Here is a 13011-nt window from a genome sequence, read left to right as displayed (position 1 = left end):
GTGGAACTGCAGAGACATATTAATAGTAGGAATTATATATTTTGTTTTTTGACAGTAATAGCATGTTTTGCTTTTGGATATATTTTACCAATTAGCCTTGATCATATTCAGTATTTAACATTATATGATTATTTTAAGAGTGTATATACCGTAATTACTCAGTTTGGTCCAATGATATTCTCTATTGTCGCTATTTGTGTACTCAATATTGATTATAAAGAAAAAAACATTCTATTTTATAGAAATATTGGATATAGCCCTCTGAGACATTTTCTACTACGATCCTTATACATATGGCTGTTTTTTTCGTTGTCATTATTAGCAATGAATGGTGTAGCATGCATGGTTTTTGGTGATTTTAGCCAGTTTATTACTATGTTTCTATATTACGAAAATGCGTTGATTTATGAGGTGCTTGTTGCTTCTATATTTGCGTATTTATTCAAAAATATACTTCTGGCATTTTGCTTAAACCTTGTTGTGTGGATTGGACAAATTATGATAGCGGCAGCTTCAGAACTGTTCTGGTTTTTCGCATACTATGATGCTTCATCTAAGTTATATTATGATTTAGAAAAGTTTTTAGATACTGGAAATACCTCAATGCTGCATGTACTTCCGAGTGTAGGTTATAATTTGTGTGTTTTTCTTATATTTATAATAATACTAATTTTATGTCGAAGAAGGTGGATAAAGAATGGAATATACTGATTTATGATATGAGTAGTTATAAAGTCTCTACTTGAAGTTCAACAGCAAAGTAGATATAATTAAAAGGTGCTGTTAAACCGCAATAGAGAGGTGAAAAATGAGAAAGCTTGCATTAAGTGACGAAATATTATTGAAAATCGAGAAACCTGCCAGGTATATTGGCAATGAGGTAAACTCGGTGAATAAAGATTTGGAAAAAGTGGATATCCGATTTGCCATGTGCTTTCCTGATGTTTACGAAATAGGTATGTCCCATTTGGGAATACAGATATTATATGATATGTTCAATAGAAGAGAGGATACCTGGTGTGAAAGGGTTTATTCACCTTGGGTAGATTTGGATAAAATTATGAGGGATGAGAACATCCCTCTATTTGCGTTAGAGTCTCAAGACCCGATTAAAGCTTTTGACTTCTTGGGAATTACGATTCAATACGAAATGTGTTATACGAACATTTTACAAGTTTTAGAGCTGAGTCAAATTCCAATCTACGCAAAGGATAGAAAGGAAGAGGACCCTCTTGTTATTGGAGGTGGACCTTGTACGTATAATCCGGAACCCTTGGCAGATTTCTTTGATTTCTTCTATATTGGAGAAGGGGAAACTGTTTATGATGAACTTTTGAATTTATACAAGGAACATAAAAAGAGAGGGGGTTCGCGACAGGACTACCTACTAAAAATAGCGCAAATAAAAGGGGTTTACGTCCCGTCCCTATATAGCGTTCGGTATAAGGACGACCAAACAATAGAAGTGTTCGAAAGAGTGGTTCAAGAAGCACCCACTAAAGTCGAGAAACAAATGGCAGTGGATGTTTCGAACCTCCCATATCCAACAGCTCCGGTAGTACCCTTTATTAAAGCCACTCAGGACCGTGTGGTTTTAGAGATTCAAAGAGGATGTATTCGCGGCTGTCGTTTTTGCCAGGCGGGAATGATTTATCGACCAACCAGAGAGAAGAGATTAGACACATTAAAGCATTACATTCAGGAAATGATGCGTAATACGGGTCATGAAGAAATATCCTTGAGTTCTTTGAGTTCAAGTGATTACACAGAACTGAAAGAATTGGTTACGTATTTAATTGATGAGTTTAAGGATCAGGGAATCAATATATCCCTTCCTTCTCTTCGAATTGATGCATTTGCGTTAGATGTTATGAGTAAGGTGCAGGATGTTCGTAAAAGCAGTTTGACTTTTGCACCAGAAGCTGGAAGTCAACGGCTTCGTAATGTCATTAATAAAGGTCTTACAAAAGAGGACATTATAGGTGGTGCCAGAAAAGCCTTTGATGGTGGATGGAATAAGGTGAAGCTTTACTTTATGCTGGGGCTGCCTACAGAAACGGAAGAGGATACAAAAGAGATTGCGGTTTTAGCGGATGAAGTGGCACGAGCGTATTATGAGATTCCAAAAGATCAACGAAATGGAAAGTGTCAAATTACAGCAAGTTCCTCTTTCTTTATTCCGAAGCCCTTCACTCCTTTTCAATGGGCAAATATGCTTTCGAGAGAGGACTACCTGCAAAAGGCTTATACCGTTAAGGATGAGTTTGGAAAGCAATTGAATAAGAAAAGTCTTCGCTACCAGTATCATGATGCAGGAACAACGATTATAGAAGGTGCTCTTGCCAGGGGGGACAGAAGACAGTCAAAGGTCATATATGAGGCCTATAAAATGGGATGTATGTATGATTCCTGGACGGAGTTTTTTGATGGTGAAAAATGGGAAAAAGCCTTTCAGACAGCAGGTCTGACCACGGAGTTTTATAATCTTCGTAAGAGAGAAAAGGATGAAACGCTGCCATGGGACTTTATTGATATTGGTGTGACGAAGGAATTTTTGTGGAAGGAATGGGAACGAGCATTAGCTGAAACGATAACTCCGAACTGCAAAATGAAATGTTCGGGCTGTGGAGCCGGGAAATATAAGGGAGGTGTCTGTCTTGAAAGCAAGAATTAAATTCCGTAAATATGGTGCAATGAGGTATATTGGACACTTAGACCTGATGCGTTTCTTTCAAAAGGCGATGAGACGAGGAAGGATTCCTGTTGCCTTGACACAAGGATATTCTCCTCATTTTATTATGTCCTTTGCACAACCATTATCAGTAGGTTTAACGAGTGATGGGGAGTATATGGATGTGGAGCTTACAAGGGAAATAAATCTTTCTGATGCCATTAGGGACTTGAATGAGGTTATGGTAGAAGGCGTTGAGATTGCAAATATGATTTATATAAATCCAGAAAAAAAATACAGTGGAATGACAATGGTAGCAGCTGCTGATTATCTGGTAAAACGAAAAGATGGTAGTCCAATAGCAACAGAGATTCTTTCAAGAGTCGATGACTTTATGGCAAAGGACGAAATATCCATACTAAAGAAAACAAAAAGAAGTGAGAAAATTGTGAATATCAGACCTTTTATTTTCCAAATGGAGGAGAGAGAAGGGGATATATATCTTTTCTTGGCGGCAGGAAGTGAGACGAACTTGAAGCCGGATTTGGTAATGAAAGCATTTGATCCGGAAAATCTATATGGATATCACAGATTAAATTTATATGGAAGGAATGAAAACGACCTCCTTCCCCTGGAGGCTTTTGTGTATGAAGAAAGTGGAGTATATTGAGGCGAAAACCATTGTGACCAGATCAAACGGCGGAAATTCTTGGTTTGGCATGGATTACAACATGAACATATACAAAGGGTGCAGTCATGGATGTATATACTGTGACAGTCGATCGGATTGTTATGGTGTAAATGATTTTGATGAAGTCCGGGTAAAAAAAGATGCATTGATTATTATTCGTGATGAGCTGCGAAGAAAAGTGAAAAAAGGAGTCATTGCAACAGGAGCTATGAGCGATCCTTATAATCCGTTGGAAAAGGAGCTGAAGCTGACTAGAAATGCTCTTGAGCTTATGAATGCCTTTGAGTTTGGAGTAGCAATCGCAACGAAAAGCGATTTGATTCTGAGAGACATTGAGGTTTTGAAAAGTATTACAGAGCATTCTCCTGTATTATGCAAAATTACGATTACAACAGCAGATGATGAGTTGTCAAAGAAAATTGAGCCGGGAGCGCCTCTTTCCTCAAGAAGATTTGAGGTGTTAAGAGAGTTGGGAAATGCAGGTATATTTTCGGGAATACTATTAATGCCGGTTTTACCTTTTTTGGAAGATTCGAGAGAAAATATATTAAATATCATTCATCAGGCAAAGGAAGCAGGGGCAAAATTTATATATCCGGCATTTGGAGTGACCTTGCGGGGAAATCAACGAGATTGGTTTTTTAAGTGCCTGGAGGAACAGTTTCCAAATGAAGGGTTACAAGAAAAATATATAAAGAGTTATCGGAATAACTACAAATGTGTCAGCGGTAAAGCAAGAGAGCTTTGGGGCGTATTTAGCAAAGAGTGTGAGAAGCAGGGAATCTTATATAAGATGAAGGACATTATACATGTATATAAATCTCCTTATAAGATTGAACAGCTGAATTTATTTAATTAGGCGGTGTGAAAATGGCGAAGAAAGAAGTAAAGACCAATGCAATGCGTATATTGGACAGAGAAAAAATCATCTATTCTCATCAAGGGTATGAGGCGGATGGATTTATCGATGGGGTACATGTTGCAGATAAATTAGGTTTGTCTCATGAATTGGTTTATAAAACATTGGTAACTCAGACAAAGGGAAGGGAATACTTTACCTTTGTGATTCCGATTGAAGAAGAACTGGATTTAAAAAAGGCGGCAAAGGCGGTAGGAGAAAAGGCGTTAGAAATGCTTCCCCTAAAAGATTTGACTAAAGTGACGGGGTATGTGCGTGGAGGTACAACTTCGATTGGAATGAAAAAGAATTTTCCTGTGATAATTCAGGAAGATGCGAAAAAATTGGAGCACATCTATGTAAGCGGAGGCAGAGTTGGAACTCAAATAAAACTTTCACCGATAGACTTGCAGAAGGTGACAAAAGGAGAATTTAAAGAGGTGGTAATAGATCATGATTAATTTAAAAGAAATTGATGCAGTGGTGTTTGATATTGGAAATGTGTTAATACATTTTGCATGGGAAGAGTATCTTGATTCTTTTGGGTTCTCACCATCTACCAGAGAGAGTGTGGCAAAAGCAGTGTTTTTAAATGAGGATTGGAGCTTAGGCGACAAAGGCTTTGAAACCGATGAGTGGTTAAGTGCTTTAATTGATAATGCTCCGGAGTTCGAAAAAGAAATCCGAGAGGTATTTATGGATTTTGGAAAGACGATTGTTCCTTATCCATATGTGGAAGAGTTTATTGATTTTTTTAAGAACAAAGGGATTCGAACTTATTATTTATCCAATTATTCAGATGAGATGTATCTCCAATCTAAGGAGCAATTGGCATTTTTAGAAAAGATGGAGGGGGGAGTTTTTTCGTGGAAAGAGAAGTGTATTAAGCCGAATCCAGAGATATACGATATTTTATTAGAACGATACGAATTAATTCCGGAAAAAACTTTATTTTTCGATGATTTAGAAGAAAATATTAAGGCGGCACAAGAAAAAGGGATAAAAGGTATGGTTTTTACACCAAATATCGCATTGCAGATACTTGGAAAATAATGTAATATAGATAAGAATTATTTAGTATAGATAGTGGAGGAGAAAGAAAATGAAAAAAGTTGTAAAGTTTGGTGGAAGTTCATTAGCCAGCGCAGAACAGTTTGAGAAGGTAGGCAAGATTATTAAAAAGGATGAAGCAAGACGCTACGTAATTCCTTCTGCACCGGGGAAACGAACACCTAATGATACAAAGGTAACCGATATGCTTTACAGCTGCTATGGTCAGGCGATTCTGGAAAATGATTTTGAAAAACAGTTCAAAGGAATTGAAGAACGATATAATGAGATTATTAAAGGTTTAGGTCTTAAGACGAATCTTTCAAAAGAGTTTGCCTTGATTAAGGAAAACTTTGCAAAAAAAGAAGGCAGAGATTATGCTGCTTCCCGAGGCGAGTATTTGAATGGAATTATTATGGCGGACTATCTAGGGTTCGATTTTATAGATGCGGCAGAAGTGATTATCTTTGATGAAAAAGGTGATTTTGATGCAAAAGAAACAAATGTCCGCTTAAGCGAACGCCTTTCAAAGTCTGAGCATGCTGTGATTCCAGGATTTTATGGGGCTCAAAAAAACGGGAAGGTACGTACATTTTCAAGAGGTGGTTCTGATGTAACAGGTTCTTTGGTAGCACGGGCGATTTATGCAGATATGTATGAAAACTGGACGGATGTATCAGGATTTCTAGTGGCAGATCCACGAATTGTACGAAAACCAAAGGCAATTGATGTGATTTCCTATAGAGAATTAAGAGAACTATCTTATATGGGAGCTTCCGTACTTCATGAAGAAGCTATTTTCCCTGTTCGAAAAGAAGGGATTCCAATTAATATACGAAATACGAATAGACCAGAAGATCCAGGTACTTTGATTGTGGAAAGTACTTGCAGAAAACCGAGATTTACAATAACAGGTATTGCAGGGAAGACTGATTTCGCTTCGATTACAATCGAAAAGGCTATGATGAACTCAGAGGTAGGGTTTTGCCGTAAGGTTCTAGAGGTGTTTGAGGAAAATGATATTTCGATTGAGCATATGCCTTCTGGTATTGATACTATGACAATATTTGTACATCAAGATGAGTTTGAAGAAAAGGAACAAAAAGTGATTGCGGGAATTCATAGAGCCGTTGAGCCGGATTTTGTTGAACTGGAATCAGACCTTGCTCTTATTGCAGTGGTAGGGAGAGGCATGAAGGCAACCAGAGGAACATCGGGACGTATTTTCTCAGCGTTAGCACATGCAAATGTGAATGTTCGAATGATTGATCAAGGATCCAGTGAATTGAATATCATTGTTGGAGTTCGAAATCATGATTTTGAGGATGCAATAAAAGCAATCTATGATATTTTTGTTACCATTCAAATCTAGGAGTAAAAAATGAATATAATGTTTTTTTTAAAGCCTAAAAGCGAATTGGCTTACATTTATGATTATCATACTTTACGACAAGCACTGGAGATTATGGAACACCATCGTTATTCCTCTGTACCAATTATCAGCAAAGATGGAGAATATATTGGAACCATAACAGAAGGAGATTTGTTGTGGTATTTAAAATCCTCAAATATTCTTTCGATTAAAGATGCAGAGGACATACCGATTTTAAGTTTAGACAGAAAAAGTAGTTACGACTCTGTAAATGGAAATTCTGATATGGAAAGCTTAATCATGAAAGCTTTAAACCAGAATTTTGTTCCAGTTACGGATGACATGAATAATTTCATTGGTATTATTACCCGTAAAGATATTATTTTGTATTATTATAACCGTATGGAAGAAGAGGATAAGGAGTAGGAGGTATTATTTTATGAAAAAAATGGCTCCCCTTCTGATTATTTGCGCTACTCTGTTATGGGCAACTATGGGTATTGTAACACGATATATTGTAAGTATTGGATTTACCACAAGAGAAGCGGTTGCTTTGCGTGTGTTTGCTTCTGCTGTGTTTTTTTTGGTGGTTTTACTCATCATTGATAAACGGAAGCTGAAAGTGGAAATCCAGGATTACAAATGGTTTCTGTTAACTGGGATTGGTAGTTTATTTATCAATAATCTAAGCTATGCAACAACAGTTCAGCGGGCCAATTTGTCGGTTGCGGTCGTTCTTTTGTATACCGCCCCCTTTTTTGTAATGATTATGTCAATTTTGTTTTTTAGAGAAAGGGTTACCTTAACAAAAATATTTGCACTTTTTCTTTCATTTATTGGCTGTACATTTGTTGTTGGACTAACGACTGGTGCTGTGGAAGAGGGAATTACAGTTACTGTATTGATAGGTTTATTGTCGGGTTTTTCTTATTCACTTTATACTGTGATTGGAAAAATTCTTCTTCGGAAGTATGATTCATTAACTGTGGCTTCCCATACTTTTTTTGTAGGGGGAGTTGTTTCGGTTCTTGCAGCACATCCTGTTCATATGGCGAAGCAGGTTGTGAATCATATGGAGTATATGCCCCTGGCTATTTTAGGAAGCATTGTTTCGATTGCTTGTCCTTACATCCTTTATTCGATTGCATTAAAATATGTGGAAAGCAGTAAAGCAAGTATTATTGCATCTGTAGAAGTGGTGGCGGCAAGTATTTATGGAGTCGTTCTATATGGAGAGAAAATTGGATTCTTAAATGTTTTAGGGATTGTAATGGTGATTACAGCTGTGACTATTTTGCAGATACCGGGAAAGACCGAAAAAAAGATTGAATCTTAACGAACCCTGTGATATAATATTCCAGTATGCCGCACAGCGAGGTTGAAAAGAACTCGGTTAAGAGTCACCAAAGCTGGCGAGTAATGTTTATAGGAGGTGCCATATGTACGCAATTATAGCAACAGGTGGTAAACAGTACAAAGTAGAAGAAGGCGATGTAATTAAAGTAGAGAAGCTTGGAGTAGAAGCAGGCGAAAAAGTTACATTTGACCAAGTACTTGCTGTAAGTAATGACGACCTGAAGGTTGGAAGCCCGGTTTTAGCAGGTGCATCAGTTGAAGCATCCGTTGTAGAAAACGGCAAAGGTAAGAAAGTTATTGTCTACAAGTATAAGAGAAAAACTGGATATCATAAGAAAAACGGTCACAGACAGCAGTACACAGCAGTTAAGATTGAAAAAATTAACGCTTAATTGAGGTGATATATCCATGTTACAAATTCAAATTTACAAGAATAAGAGAGAATTTCGTGGGTTTTCTACGAAAGGACATGCAGGAAGCGGCGAAGAAGGTTATGATATCGTTTGTGCAGCTGCATCGACACTCATCATTAATACGATGAATGCAATCGAACTTTTTACAAAGGATGAAATTGGTTATGTAGATAATCAGGATGAGGGAAAGATTGAGTTTGAATTCAAAAAGACCCCATCAAAGGATGCTACACTGCTGATGAAAACTTTGGTTCTTGGATTAGAAGAGATGGATAAAGATGAAGAGTATTCAAAATACATTGAATTAAAATTTAAGGAGGTGTAAACCGATGATGAAATTAAATCTTCAATTTTTTGCTCATAAAAAAGGAATGGGTTCAACAAAGAACGGTAGAGATTCTGAATCAAAAAGACTTGGTGCAAAAAGAGCAGACGGACAATTTGTAAAAGCAGGTAATATTTTATATAGACAACGCGGAACTAAAATTCACCCAGGTGTGAACGTAGGACGTGGTGGAGATGATACATTATTTGCACTAGCAGACGGTGTTGTACGCTATGAAAGAAAAGGAAGAGATAAGAAACAAGTTTCTATTCATCCTGTAGCACAGTAATCTTTAAGGGGTTTGTTGTAAAATGAATTTTGCGACAGACTCCTTTTTTTATCACGCAAGGAGAAATGATATGTTTGCAGATCGTGCAAAAATAATTATAAAATCTGGTAAAGGCGGAGATGGTCATGTGAGCTTTAGAAGAGAGCTTTATGTTCCAAACGGTGGTCCAGATGGCGGTGATGGCGGAAGAGGCGGAGATGTTGTCTTTGTAGTAGACGAAGGCCTTAACACGTTGACTGATTATCGACATAAAAGAAAATTTTCCGCTCAAGACGGTGAAAATGGTGGAAAGAAAAGATGCCATGGAAAAGATGGAGAAGATATTATCTTAAAGGTTCCCGAGGGCACAGTGATTAAGGAAGCAGAATCTGGAAAGGTTATTGCAGATATGTCACTGGAAAATAGAAGACAAGTGATTTTAACTGGTGGAAGAGGAGGTCTTGGAAACCAGCATTTTGCAACGGCGACTATGCAAATTCCAAAGTTTGCAAAGCCAGGACAGCCTTCAAGAGAATTAGAGGTGCAGTTGGAGTTAAAAGTAATTGCAGATGTAGGATTAATTGGATTTCCAAACGTTGGAAAATCAACATTTTTATCTCGGGTTACAAATGCAAAACCTAAAATTGCCAACTATCACTTTACCACAATACACCCTAACCTGGGAGTGGTGGATATCGATGGAAGCAAAGGTTTTGTGATTGCAGACATTCCAGGGTTGATTGAAGGAGCCTCGGAAGGTGTTGGTCTTGGACATGAGTTTTTAAGACATATTGAAAGAACAAAGATGATGATACATGTTGTGGATGCTTCTGGAAGTGAGGGAAGAGATCCAATTGAAGATATCTATAAGATTAATGAAGAGCTAAAGAATTATAATGAGGAAATCTCAAAAAGACCGCAAGTAATTGCAGCAAATAAAATTGATTTGCTCTATGATAATAAAGACGAAGTTATTGAAGCATTGAAAGCGGAATTTGAACCTGAGGGAATGAAGATTTTCCCTATATCAGGAGCTACTGGTGAAGGAATAAGAGAGTTGCTATACTATGTATATGATAGTATTCAGAAAATGGATACACCACCAGTTATCTTTGAACAGGAATATTTTCCGGAAGAAGAGCTTATCTATATAGATCTTCCTTACACAATTGAAATCGAAGACGGTGTCTATGTAGTGGAAGGACCAAAGATTGAAAAGATGCTTGGATATACGAATTTGGAGTCTGAAAAAGGTTTCCTGTTTTTCCAGAAGTTTCTAAAAGATAGTGGGATTTTAGAAGAGCTGGAAGAAAAAGGTATTGAAGAAGGTGATACGGTTCGTATGTATGGTCATGCATTTGACTATTATCAGTAAAGGAGAAGCGATGACAACGAAACAAAGAGCTTATTTAAAGGGACTAGCAATGAAAATAGATCCGATTTTTCAAATCGGAAAAAACAGTATTACGCCTGAGTTTATCAATGCTATCATGGAAGCAATTGACAAGAAAGAGCTGATTAAGATTAGTGTACTAAATAATTGTACGGATGATCCAAAAGAGCTTGCCAATATTGTGGGAGAGAGAACGAGATCCCAGGTAGTTCAGGTGATTGGTAAAAAGATTGTGCTTTATAAAGAAGGAAAAGATAAGAATAAGAAAATTGAATTACCCAAATAGCTACTAGGAGATTAGATATATGAAAATCGGGATTATGGGAGGAACATTTGATCCCATTCACAATGGACATGTAACATTAGCTGAGAATGCACTTTCTCATTTTTCTTTAGATAAGATATGGTTTCTTCCAAATGGCAATCCGCCTCATAAGGGAAATGAAAATATTCTCAGCCCTTTAGTAGATCGAATTACGATGGTAAGACTGGCAATTGAAAACAAAGGAGATTTTTCCTTTTGTGACTATGAAGCAACTAATGACAGGGTTTCTTATACTTATTCTACGATGGAGTACTTGCAAAAAGTATATCCTGAAAATGAGTTCTATTTTATCATTGGTGCGGATTCTCTTTGCAGTTTTGAAAGCTGGAAATATCCAGAACGAATTTTAAAAATCTGTCATATTTTAGTGGCTTATCGTGACGAGGTGGACACGAAAAAAGAATTATCTTATTATATGGAAAATCTGAAGGAAAAATACCAAGGGAACCTTTCTTATCTGCCAGCACCGAAAGTTGAAATATCATCAAGTATGATCCGAGAGCATATTCAACAGGGTGTAGATATAGGAGATATGGTTCCATTAAATGTATACAATTATATTAAAACAAAGGGACTATACAGATGATAAGCAGACAAGTAGAAGAGCTTCAGGAAGCGATGGAAGGAACTCTTGGTAAAGGACGTTTTCATCATACAGTAGGTGTGGCTTATACAGCAGCAGCACTTGCAATGGTTTATGAAGTGGATATAGAAAATGCTTTGATTGCAGGGATGCTTCATGATTGCGGGAAATTAATGTCCAGCCAAGAGATGGGTTCTTTTTGTGCGGAACATTCTATTGAGATGAATGAAATAGAAAAGAAAAACCCTGGACTATTACACGGGAAAATCGGAGCCTATATTGCAAAAGAAAAGTATGGTGTAAAGAATGAGGATGTTCTAAATGCTATTACCTATCATACAACAGGAAGACCGGCTATGTCGGCATTGGAGAAGATCGTATTTATTGCAGATTATATTGAGCCAAATCGAGAGGAGATTCCAGATTTGGCACAAATCCGTAAGCTTTCTTTCGAAAAAATAGATAAGTGTTTGCGTAAAATATTGAAAAATACGTTATCCTATTTGAATACGAAAAATCTTGCAATCGATCCAATGACACAAAAGACATATGAGTATTATAAAAAAAGAGTGAAGAAGGAGGAGATAGAATGATTGAAACAAAGGAAATTCTGCAAACAGCATATAAAGCACTGGATGAAAAACAAGGAGAAGACATTGTTGTATTAGACATTGCAGATATATCTGTGATTGCAGATTATTTTATTATTACAAACGGAAATAGTGATGCACAGATCAGTGCTTTAATTGATTCTGTTGATGAAGAGATGGGAAAGAAAAATATCTCAATTAAACAACAGGAAGGGAATGCAAAGGGCGACTGGGTTTTATTAGATTATGGAGATGTTATTATTCACATTTTTAATAAGGACAGTAGAATGTTTTATAATCTCGAACGTATCTGGAGTGATGCAAAGCGCCTGGATAATCAAAAAATAGGATAGTAAGCTAAAGGACCTCCCTGTGCTATGATATAGCTTGGCGAGGTCCTTGATTATGTTTAAAGTAAAATTAAAAGAAACGAAAAACTCCCTTTACATGGCCTAAAATTTGTAAATCTGATACGTAAATAGGGTCCATGTAGTCATTTTCAGGTTGTAACCGAAAAATACCTTCTTCTTTGTAAAAAGTCTTTACTGTGGCACCGTCTTCAATCAAAGCAACAACCATATCACCATTACTTGCAACATTGCCTTCCTCCACAAGAACCATATCACCATCTAGAATTCCGGCATTAATCATACTTTCACCTTGAACTTTTAAAATGAAATGCTGCTTATTGCTTCGAATAAATTCAACTGGAAGAGGGTAGTACTCTTCAATGTTTTGTTCGGCAAGAATAGGTTCACCGGCAGCGACTTGTCCCACGATGGGAATATTAGCCATTTCCCTGCGAAATAGATTGAAATTATCATCTAGGATTTCAATTGCTCTAGGCTTTGTAGGATCTCGCCGGATAAAGCCATTTCGTTCTAATGATTCAAGATGTGCATGTACACTGGAAGTGGACTTCAAGCTGACAGCCTTACAAATATCTCGAACGGAGGGTGGAAACCCTCTCTCCAAAATCTGTTCTTTAATATATTCAAGTATTTCTGTTTGCTTTTCAGTAATTTTCCCTTTACTCATCAAATCCACCTCTCAAACTTTTTCTTTATTCTATCACA

Annotated in this window: 18 protein-coding genes; 17 read left to right on the top strand and 1 reads right to left on the bottom strand. The window is 37.0% G+C overall.

The window, feature by feature from the left end; translation table 11 throughout:
• The 17 genes from NHH15_RS01480 (at window position 1) to rsfS (ending at window position 12288) form a co-directional block, all read left to right on the top strand.
• Window positions 1-711, top strand: a complete 711-nt coding sequence (locus tag NHH15_RS01480; RefSeq protein ID WP_262064871.1) for a hypothetical protein — start codon at window positions 1-3, stop codon at window positions 709-711.
• Between the two features lie 97 nt (window positions 712-808).
• On the top strand, window positions 809-2674 hold the full coding sequence (locus NHH15_RS01475) for a TIGR03960 family B12-binding radical SAM protein (RefSeq protein ID WP_262064870.1): 1866 nt from the start codon (window positions 809-811) through the stop codon (window positions 2672-2674).
• Window positions 2658-3341: a TIGR03936 family radical SAM-associated protein gene (locus NHH15_RS01470; protein ID WP_262064869.1), complete on the top strand. Its 684-nt coding sequence runs from the start codon at window positions 2658-2660 to the stop codon at window positions 3339-3341. The genes NHH15_RS01475 and NHH15_RS01470 overlap by 17 nt, the downstream gene beginning before the upstream one ends.
• Complete coding sequence (locus tag NHH15_RS01465; RefSeq protein WP_334303577.1) at window positions 3328-4221, top strand: SPL family radical SAM protein; 894 nt, start codon at window positions 3328-3330, stop codon at window positions 4219-4221. Before NHH15_RS01470 ends, NHH15_RS01465 begins: the two co-directional genes overlap by 14 nt.
• Window positions 4222-4232: 11 nt before the next feature.
• On the top strand, window positions 4233-4721 hold the full coding sequence (gene ybaK / locus NHH15_RS01460; protein ID WP_262064867.1) for a Cys-tRNA(Pro) deacylase: 489 nt from the start codon (window positions 4233-4235) through the stop codon (window positions 4719-4721).
• Window positions 4714-5313: an HAD family hydrolase gene (locus NHH15_RS01455; RefSeq protein ID WP_262064866.1), complete on the top strand. Its 600-nt coding sequence runs from the start codon at window positions 4714-4716 to the stop codon at window positions 5311-5313. The genes ybaK and NHH15_RS01455 overlap by 8 nt, the downstream gene beginning before the upstream one ends.
• A gap of 49 nt (window positions 5314-5362) precedes the next feature.
• On the top strand, window positions 5363-6682 hold the full coding sequence (locus tag NHH15_RS01450) for an aspartate kinase (RefSeq protein WP_262064865.1): 1320 nt from the start codon (window positions 5363-5365) through the stop codon (window positions 6680-6682).
• A gap of 9 nt (window positions 6683-6691) precedes the next feature.
• Complete coding sequence (locus tag NHH15_RS01445; protein WP_262064864.1) at window positions 6692-7108, top strand: CBS domain-containing protein; 417 nt, start codon at window positions 6692-6694, stop codon at window positions 7106-7108.
• Window positions 7109-7121: 13 nt separating this feature from the next.
• Window positions 7122-8018 (top strand): DMT family transporter, encoded by an 897-nt coding sequence (locus NHH15_RS01440; protein ID WP_262064863.1) that lies wholly within the window; start codon window positions 7122-7124, stop codon window positions 8016-8018.
• A 103-nt stretch (window positions 8019-8121) separates the two neighbouring features.
• Window positions 8122-8430 (top strand): 50S ribosomal protein L21, encoded by a 309-nt coding sequence (rplU, locus tag NHH15_RS01435; protein WP_262064862.1) that lies wholly within the window; start codon window positions 8122-8124, stop codon window positions 8428-8430.
• A gap of 16 nt (window positions 8431-8446) precedes the next feature.
• The gene (locus NHH15_RS01430) at window positions 8447-8776 is read left to right on the top strand and encodes a ribosomal-processing cysteine protease Prp (RefSeq protein WP_262064861.1); all 330 of its coding nucleotides are present in this window, start codon (window positions 8447-8449) and stop codon (window positions 8774-8776) included.
• Between the two features lie 4 nt (window positions 8777-8780).
• Window positions 8781-9065: a 50S ribosomal protein L27 gene (gene rpmA, locus NHH15_RS01425; RefSeq protein ID WP_262064860.1), complete on the top strand. Its 285-nt coding sequence runs from the start codon at window positions 8781-8783 to the stop codon at window positions 9063-9065.
• A gap of 70 nt (window positions 9066-9135) precedes the next feature.
• Window positions 9136-10419, top strand: a complete 1284-nt coding sequence (gene obgE / locus NHH15_RS01420; RefSeq protein WP_262064859.1) for a GTPase ObgE — start codon at window positions 9136-9138, stop codon at window positions 10417-10419.
• Window positions 10420-10429: 10 nt separating this feature from the next.
• A complete protein-coding gene (gene yhbY / locus NHH15_RS01415) occupies window positions 10430-10723 on the top strand; it encodes a ribosome assembly RNA-binding protein YhbY (protein WP_262064858.1) in 294 nt (97 codons plus the stop codon).
• A 19-nt stretch (window positions 10724-10742) separates the two neighbouring features.
• Window positions 10743-11348, top strand: coding sequence for a nicotinate-nucleotide adenylyltransferase (gene nadD, locus NHH15_RS01410; RefSeq protein ID WP_262064857.1), 606 nt, complete (start codon window positions 10743-10745; stop codon window positions 11346-11348).
• Window positions 11345-11938, top strand: coding sequence for a bis(5'-nucleosyl)-tetraphosphatase (symmetrical) YqeK (gene yqeK, locus NHH15_RS01405; RefSeq protein ID WP_262064856.1), 594 nt, complete (start codon window positions 11345-11347; stop codon window positions 11936-11938). Before nadD ends, yqeK begins: the two co-directional genes overlap by 4 nt.
• The gene (gene rsfS, locus NHH15_RS01400; protein WP_262064855.1) at window positions 11935-12288 is read left to right on the top strand and encodes a ribosome silencing factor; all 354 of its coding nucleotides are present in this window, start codon (window positions 11935-11937) and stop codon (window positions 12286-12288) included. Before yqeK ends, rsfS begins: the two co-directional genes overlap by 4 nt.
• A gap of 67 nt (window positions 12289-12355) precedes the next feature.
• Here rsfS and lexA read toward each other — a convergent pair whose 3' ends face one another.
• Complete coding sequence (gene lexA, locus NHH15_RS01395; RefSeq protein ID WP_262064854.1) at window positions 12356-12973, bottom strand: transcriptional repressor LexA; 618 nt, start codon at window positions 12971-12973, stop codon at window positions 12356-12358.
• Window positions 12974-13011 lie beyond the last annotated feature (38 nt).

This window comes from Aequitasia blattaphilus, assembly GCF_024721305.1.
GTDB classification, from domain to species: domain Bacteria; phylum Bacillota; class Clostridia; order Lachnospirales; family Lachnospiraceae; genus Aequitasia; species Aequitasia blattaphila.
Note: the sequence above shows the minus strand (reverse complement) of the source record. Positions and strands in the feature narration are given on the sequence as shown.

Coding starts and splice junctions, on each gene's coding strand:
- rplU (WP_262064862.1), top strand. CDS start 8,122: ATGTACGCAATTATAGCAACAGGTGGTAAACAGTACAAAGTAGAAGAA.
- nadD (WP_262064857.1), top strand. CDS start 10,743: ATGAAAATCGGGATTATGGGAGGAACATTTGATCCCATTCACAATGGA.
- obgE (WP_262064859.1), top strand. CDS start 9,136: ATGTTTGCAGATCGTGCAAAAATAATTATAAAATCTGGTAAAGGCGGA.
- NHH15_RS01430 (WP_262064861.1), top strand. CDS start 8,447: ATGTTACAAATTCAAATTTACAAGAATAAGAGAGAATTTCGTGGGTTT.
- yqeK (WP_262064856.1), top strand. CDS start 11,345: ATGATAAGCAGACAAGTAGAAGAGCTTCAGGAAGCGATGGAAGGAACT.
- NHH15_RS01450 (WP_262064865.1), top strand. CDS start 5,363: ATGAAAAAAGTTGTAAAGTTTGGTGGAAGTTCATTAGCCAGCGCAGAA.
- yhbY (WP_262064858.1), top strand. CDS start 10,430: ATGACAACGAAACAAAGAGCTTATTTAAAGGGACTAGCAATGAAAATA.
- NHH15_RS01445 (WP_262064864.1), top strand. CDS start 6,692: ATGAATATAATGTTTTTTTTAAAGCCTAAAAGCGAATTGGCTTACATT.
- rsfS (WP_262064855.1), top strand. CDS start 11,935: ATGATTGAAACAAAGGAAATTCTGCAAACAGCATATAAAGCACTGGAT.
- NHH15_RS01455 (WP_262064866.1), top strand. CDS start 4,714: ATGATTAATTTAAAAGAAATTGATGCAGTGGTGTTTGATATTGGAAAT.
- ybaK (WP_262064867.1), top strand. CDS start 4,233: ATGGCGAAGAAAGAAGTAAAGACCAATGCAATGCGTATATTGGACAGA.
- NHH15_RS01475 (WP_262064870.1), top strand. CDS start 809: ATGAGAAAGCTTGCATTAAGTGACGAAATATTATTGAAAATCGAGAAA.
- rpmA (WP_262064860.1), top strand. CDS start 8,781: ATGATGAAATTAAATCTTCAATTTTTTGCTCATAAAAAAGGAATGGGT.
- lexA (WP_262064854.1), bottom strand. CDS start 12,973: ATGAGTAAAGGGAAAATTACTGAAAAGCAAACAGAAATACTTGAATAT.
- NHH15_RS01440 (WP_262064863.1), top strand. CDS start 7,122: ATGAAAAAAATGGCTCCCCTTCTGATTATTTGCGCTACTCTGTTATGG.